Annotated in this window: 4 protein-coding genes and 3 pseudogenes; 2 read left to right on the forward strand and 5 right to left on the reverse strand. The window is 71.0% G+C overall.

What is annotated here, in order from left to right; genetic code table 11:
* The 3 genes and pseudogenes from ADK55_RS36145 to ADK55_RS08435 all read right to left on the reverse strand — a co-directional run.
* A pseudogene (locus ADK55_RS36145) lies at positions 1-181 on the reverse strand (iron ABC transporter permease); the annotation flags it as partial.
* Complete coding sequence (locus ADK55_RS08430; protein WP_053676861.1) at positions 178-1236, reverse strand: FecCD family ABC transporter permease; 1059 nt, start codon at positions 1234-1236, stop codon at positions 178-180. The gene ADK55_RS08430 and the pseudogene ADK55_RS36145, both read right to left, overlap by 4 nt.
* Positions 1237-1575: 339 nt before the next feature.
* Positions 1576-4497, reverse strand: coding sequence for a hypothetical protein (locus tag ADK55_RS08435; protein WP_159041319.1), 2922 nt, complete (start codon positions 4495-4497; stop codon positions 1576-1578).
* Positions 4498-4645: 148 nt separating this feature from the next.
* Here ADK55_RS08435 and ADK55_RS08440 point away from each other — a divergent pair.
* Positions 4646-4926: pseudogene (locus ADK55_RS08440) on the forward strand (GNAT family N-acetyltransferase); the annotation flags it as partial.
* Positions 4927-5076: 150 nt separating this feature from the next.
* A pseudogene (locus ADK55_RS40910) lies at positions 5077-5259 on the forward strand (hypothetical protein); the annotation flags it as partial.
* A gap of 26 nt (positions 5260-5285) precedes the next feature.
* On the opposite strand, the gene ADK55_RS08450 reads toward ADK55_RS40910, so the two are convergent.
* Positions 5286-5942, reverse strand: coding sequence for a class I SAM-dependent methyltransferase (locus ADK55_RS08450; RefSeq protein WP_053676859.1), 657 nt, complete (start codon positions 5940-5942; stop codon positions 5286-5288).
* Between the two features lie 236 nt (positions 5943-6178).
* A partial coding sequence (locus ADK55_RS08455) for a lamin tail domain-containing protein (RefSeq protein WP_053676860.1) occupies positions 6179-6517 on the reverse strand: 339 nt, incomplete at its 5' end.

The following is a 6517-nucleotide window of genomic DNA, read 5'->3' on the forward strand; positions in this document are numbered from 1 at the left end:
TGGCGACCACTTGCGGCAGGCCGAGGGGGAAGTCCCCCACGGCGATGGACAGGCAGAACACCAGGAAGGTCGCCGCCATCAGCGCCAGTGTGACCAGCACGATCCTGGGCCGCCATACGAAAGAGACCCGTCCGAGCCGCACCCCCGGCGCGACCGTCCGCTTCGCCACTGTCACGTTCATGCGCTCTTGAACTTTCCCCGCCACACCAGGATCGCGAAGAACGGTGCACCGAGGAGAGCGACGAGGACTCCCGCGTCCAGCTCCCCCGGCCGCACCACGACGCGCCCCACGATGTCGCAGATCAGAAGGACGGCCGCGCCGAGCAGACCCGCGTACGGCACCAGCCAACGGTAATCGGGCCCGGCGAGATACCGGGCCACGTGCGCCACCATCAGTCCGAGGAACGCGATGGGGCCGCACGCCGCCGTGGCCGCGCCCGCCAGCAGGGTGATGGCGACGATGCCCACGGTCCGGATCAGGGCGACGTTCACGCCCAGTCCCCGGGCCACGTCGTCGCCGAGGTTGAGCAGGTTGACGGAGGGCAGGGTGGCCAGCGCCGACACCAGCCCGACCACGATGAACGCGGTCACCGGCCAGATGACGTCGAACCCGACGCCCGCCACCGAACCGGCGTTCCAGAACCGCAGCGCGTTCAGTGCCGCCTTGTCCGACAGCGCCACCGCCGTCGTCATCGCCATGAGGAACACCGTGACCCCCTGCCCGGCCAGAGCGAGCGTCAGCGGATTGCCGGCGCCCCGGCCGATGCTCGACAGCCCGAACACGACGACGCCGGCGAGCCCGGCGCCCACGAAGGCGAACCAGACGTACTGGAACGGATCGGTGAGCCCGAACAGCGAGATCGCCGACACGACGGCGAACGAGGCTCCGGTGTTCACGCCCAGCAGACCCGTGTCCGCGATGGGGTTGCGCGTGTACCCTTTGACCAGCGCCCCGCCGACGCCCAGCGCGATGCCCGCCACGATCGCGAGCACCGTCCGGGGCACCCGGACGGTCTGCATGATGAGTCGGGCTTCCGAGGCCTTCTGGTCGGGGTCCGGCCCGGCGAACAATCCGTGCCACGCCTCTGCTGGACTGAGCGCACGCGCGCCGACCGCGAGAGAGACCACTGCCGCGACCACGAGGACCGCGACCATGACGCCCAAACCCGCCATCCGCCGCCGCCGGGCCTCCGCGACCCGGGAAGACGCGGGACGTTCAACCGTGATCGTTCCCATGTCGACGTGGGTCATCCCTTGCGTCCGGCGCGTATGACGGGCCGCACGGACACCTCACGCCTGCGAACGGACGGGACGCCGGCTCGGCGGCAAGTACCAGAGTGCACGGACGTTCCTTTTTCCTGGGTCTGCTGGCAGTAGGCCAGGATAGACCGGCTGGACGGGCGGCCGACCGGCCGCGGCTTCGACTCCGCCGCCACCCGCCGACCCGGTCGGGCACGGCCTCAGGTTCCGGTCGTGGAGCGAGTCGAGCAGCTCGCCGACCCGTACCGCGGCCATGGCGCGCGTTCGCACCGGGCGGCCGTCCGCAACCCCTCGGCAGCGATCCGCCCGGGCCCCTCACTCGGACGCAGACAGCTCCGCGTCGATCTCCGTGGCCGACCGCAGATGTACGGCCCGCCCGAACAGGTCCCGAACCTCGGGGCGCTCGCCGAAGGGGTACCGGATGTGCCAGTGCGCGACGACGTACTCCAAGAGGTCGAAGCGGCCCCCGTGGGCGATCGTCGACGCGGCCAGCAGACTCTGCCGAACACTCAGCATCGTGGTCGGCGGGTCCTGGTAGTTGCTCTTCCGTACGGTCATCATGGCCTGCATGGCCAGCACGGGCTCGGCGGACGTGTAGAAGTGCGCGTTTCCGGTCCACTTCGGCGGCTCGGCGCCGGAGTCGGGGTTCCAGTCGTCGAAATCGGCCCGCAGTCCGGGCAGTACCGGTACCGGCAGCTCACGCGGGCCGAAGGGGCGCCCGGCCAGCACGGCGTTGATCACGGCGGCGTCCCTGCCGCTCCCCCGGACGAACTCCTCCCGGACCAGGCGGGCGTTGAGCCAGGGATCGTCCTGGGCCAGCAGGGCCGGGATGACGATGTCAGGGCGTCGGTCGCTGAACTCCGGGGTGCCCGGCTCCACGATCGGAGGCCGTACCTGGGGGGCGGTCAGCAGCGTGTCCCACACCTGCCGGTCGCCATGCGCGACCAGGGCTCGCAGCGTGTCCTCACTCACGCTCGCCCTGGCCAGTACGACGCGGGTGGGCACGTCGAGGCCGCTCACGACGGCGCCTACGACATCACCGCGCGCGAGACCGAGCAGGGCGGCCGGCGCCGCGTGGAGGAGGACGGACCGGCTCTGCTCGACGGGCAGTTCCGCGGACACGGCGTCGAGCAGTTCGGGCAACGTCCCGTCGAAGCCGGCGGCGAGCAGACGCACGGCGTTCGCCCAGAGTCCGGGAGACCCGCCCAGCCGCTCGCGGACGCGGTCGGCCGCGGCGTCCCGCTCTGGGCCCACAAGAAAATCGGCGACGGGCACCACGTCGAGCGGCGCACCGCCCTCGGACAGCCGGACAGCGGTGCGCAGCAGCTGCGGCAGCGTCCCCGAGAAGTACCCGGTGAGGCGCCGCAGGGCCATCCACAGCCCCGCCTCGGCCGCCGGATCACCGGTTGCCGCCCGCCCGAACCGCTCCTCGATGATCCGGCCGACGGCTTCGACCGGCGCGAAGCAGATCATGTCCTGTACCGGGTGCGCGTACCGGAGTACGTCCTCGGAGTTCACCGCGGGCGTCCAGCCGGGTCGTACCGTGGTCTCGCCCTCGGGCACCCACACCGCGGAGCAGTGGCGTCCGGGCCCGAGGTTTCCACGGGCCAAGGTAGCGAGGGCGGTGTCCCGATCGGCGTACAGCCGCAGCAGGTCGAGCCCGTTGACCTCGGGGTCGGTCAGGGCGGCCACGACGTCCGGCGGGCAGTCCCCGTGCGCCAGCAGCACCCCGTACCGTTCGCGTGCGCGCGTGCGATGGTGACGCAGCTCCGGGTCGGCGAGGCGACTGCGCACGAGGTCCCAGTCCACCCGGTACGAGGGGTCGTCGGTGATGGCCTGGCTCGCGGCGGCGAGCTCGGCCTGGGTGAACAAGCTCAACTGGTAGGGCCGCAGACCGGACTGTAGACGCATGCCCCAGACGCGCAGTGCCTCGTCCAAGAGGTCGCCCTGCTCCCGGCGCGCCGTCGCGGCCGCTTCCAACGGCTGCGCGGAACCCCGGTCCAGTGCGAGCGCGAACGCTTCGCGCACGTCCTCGTCCCGGATGCCGCCGCCTCGACCGGCCACCAGCGCCCGCAGCTCGTCGACCCGGTCCGACTCCCACATCCGTATGCCGGCCGTCAGTTGCTGGTACGGGGTGAGCAGCGCCTCATGGGAGTCGGTCGCGAAGCCCCCGAAGGAGGCGCGCAAGGCCTGTGTGACCAGGCCCGGTTCGCGCGAGTCGAAACACAGTCGCGCCAGGTCGGCGTCCCACGGGGACGGCGGGCCCTCGATGAGGGCTCGCACCACAGGGGTCCTCGGCAGCGGGTCCGGGGTGCCGGGTTTGAAGGGACGGCCTTCCAACAGGGCCAGCCGGATGGCGGGGGCCAGCTCGTACCCCTTGTCGCGTGCCTCACCGACCAGGCCGGTGAGCAGCCACTCGTTGATCTGAGGATCGTCGCGGAGGAGGAAGGCGCGCTCGATCTCGGGTTCTCCGGAACTGTCGCGGCGCTTGAGGCGGTAGGTGGCGCCGAACATGCCCGCCCACACCGCACGGTCGCCGGTGTCGATCAGCGACTGGGCGAGCTTGACCCTGTGGCGCCCGGAGGCGAGCCGGTACAGGGGCCACGGGGCGATGCGCTCCAGGAGGCGCTGCGGCAGATCGCCCGGCGCGAGCCCGATCAACCACGCCACCTCCTTCTTCGGGTCGACGCGCGCATCAGGGGCCTCGGCGCCGGCGTCGTGGCGCGTGGCGGCATCGAGGAAGGCCGGGAAGTCGCCCGTGAAGCCGCTCGCGAGCAGCTGAAACGCACGCTCCCAGGCCTGCTCGTCGCTGCCCAGCCGGGCCTGAACGCGCCGTTGCACCTCCGGCAACGGCGCACTGTTCGGGCCGGAGTCCTCGAAGCGCCCGGTGGGGCCCGCCAGCCACTGCTCCTCGATCTCCGTGGCCGGCACGTCCGCCTGTCCGGAGCCCGCCGACGCGGTGAGCACGGGGTCGAGGTCGCTGCGGGCGGCGACGAAAGCGGCCTGACGGGCAGTCAATCCCCACTGCTTGAGGACGGCCGCCACTTCAACGCTCTCGCCGTGTTCGGCGACCCAGTCGCGCAGTCCCTCCGGCGGCACGTTCCACCGTCGGTTCAGGATGCCGGCGCGCCCCCCGGGCCCGAGTGCTTCGGCGACCTGCGCCGCGGCTTCCCGTCCGGCGTGCCGGAACAGGCGGAGAAACGTAACGTCGGGCTCTTCGATTCCTGGTGTGCTCACGCCATGACACGCTACCCACCGGATTCGCCGGTGTGGATCACAGGTACCTGCCGGCCGACGGCAGGCGCTCCAGGCCCGCCCGGTGAGTACGGCCGGGCCGTCTCACCCCCACCGGCGGACCCCTGGCTGAAGCCGCACCGCCGGCGACCACCAGGACTGGAACCGGCGGCTGACCATCGAGGACATCGAGGTCGCCCCCCCGGCCACCGCGGTCGGGGCATCGGCCGGGCCTTGATGGGACAGGCCGTGCACCTCGCCCGGCAACGGGGCGCCGAGCACATCTGGTTGGAGGTGACCAACGTCAACGCCCCGGCCATCCACGCCTACCGGCGCCTGGGCTTCGCATTCTGCGGCCTGGACACCAGCCTCTACCAAGGCACCGAGTCGGAGGGCGAGCAGGCGCTCTACATGAGCATGCCCTGCCTTTGAACACACGGCCGACGAACCGGGGCGGGGGGCGCGGGAGCCACCGCCCGGCACGACCGTGACGGTCGGCAGCCAGGCGCCCTCCCCCGACCAGTCCGGCGGTCTGCGCCTACCACCTACGGAACAGCTGGTTACGCAAGACCGTCAGGGGGCATCGCCCGCTCGGCGCCCGTGCGTGCACGGCTGGCGCCGATCTCGTGGAGCCCCCGCATCGTCACACGCGTCAACGACTGTGACATCCGCATCGCCAAGGTCGGGGGCGAACACATCCGGCACGTCCACGACGCCACCGACGAGTTCATCCGGGTACTCGACGACGAACCGCAGCGGGAGCCGGCCGCGGTTTGGCCTTCCTCAGACATTCACACGTAGGCGATCAGGGCATACCGTTCGTCGTCCACCGGACCACCCCACAAATCCGGGTGGTTGCTGAGCGGTTCAATCCGCACGCGTGCGGCGAGGGGGCGCACGGCCGAGGCAAGGTCTTCGGCTCCGATTCCGCCGTTCCACGGCAGCGACTCAGCGCCCGCCACATACGGGACGCCGCTCTGGCCCGCCTCACGCCACCGCCCCTCGACCAGCACCAGCCGGCCTCCCGGCCGCAACCGTGTCACCCATTCACGCAGAGCGGCCTCCGGATCAGGCAGCGTCCACACCAGATGCCGCGACAACACGACGTCGAAACGCTGCTCCCCCGTCGGGGGCCTCAAGGCGTCACCGACCAAGAAGCGGCCTTCCAGCCCGGCACTCTGAAACTTCGCGCTCGCCTCTTCGACCATGCGCGGCGCCAGATCCACCCCGGTCAGCCGGTGCCCGGCCTGGGCCAACAACAGCGAAACCGACCCGGTGCCACAGCCGATGTCGAGCACGTCGACCGGATTGTTCGGCATCACGGAGCCCAGAAGTCGGGCCCACGCAGCTCGCGTGTTGGCGTCTGTCATCCCGTGATCGGGCTCGTCGTCAAAGGTTGCCGCAGCGGCATCCCAGTAGGCAGTGATCATCGCAGTACGGTCAGTCATCTCTGCATGCTCGCAGCAGCCACTGACACGCCGGACGCCAGACGCCAGACGCCAGACGCAGACAGAGAATGTGGGTCCAGGCAACCAGTTCCGGCGCAGCGAGCAACCGCTGTCGCGAATCCGACTCACCCACCTCCGCAACCACAGGTGTGTGCCGGGCGGCTGGCGGGCTGCCCGGCACACGATCATTGCGGGTTCGACTGCCGCCCGTTCACAGGCGGGGGGCTGTAACTCGGTCAGCGGCGGCGGCCCCAGGTGTCGGTGTCGACGGTGCGGCCTCGGTCGTCGCGCAGGGTGGCGGTGTCGCCGCGGTTGCCCCAGATGTACTCGCGCTTGCCCTGGAAGACGTCGGTACGGGAGTCACGTCCGACTCCCGTGTGGACCCGGATCGTTCCCCGACCCGCGATGCGGATGTCGTGGAAGCGGTAGCGGTTGCCGTCGGCGTCGCGCAGCGTCCAGCCGCGCAGGTTCACCGCCTGGCGGGTGGTGTTGCGGATCTCGACCCACTCGTTGTTCAGGGAGCGGTTGGAGTGGTCGTCGCGTCCGGGGCTGTCGGCCTGGACGCGGCTGATCTC

The organism is Streptomyces sp. WM4235 (assembly GCF_001279725.1).
Taxonomy (GTDB): Bacteria; Actinomycetota; Actinomycetes; order Streptomycetales; family Streptomycetaceae; genus Streptomyces.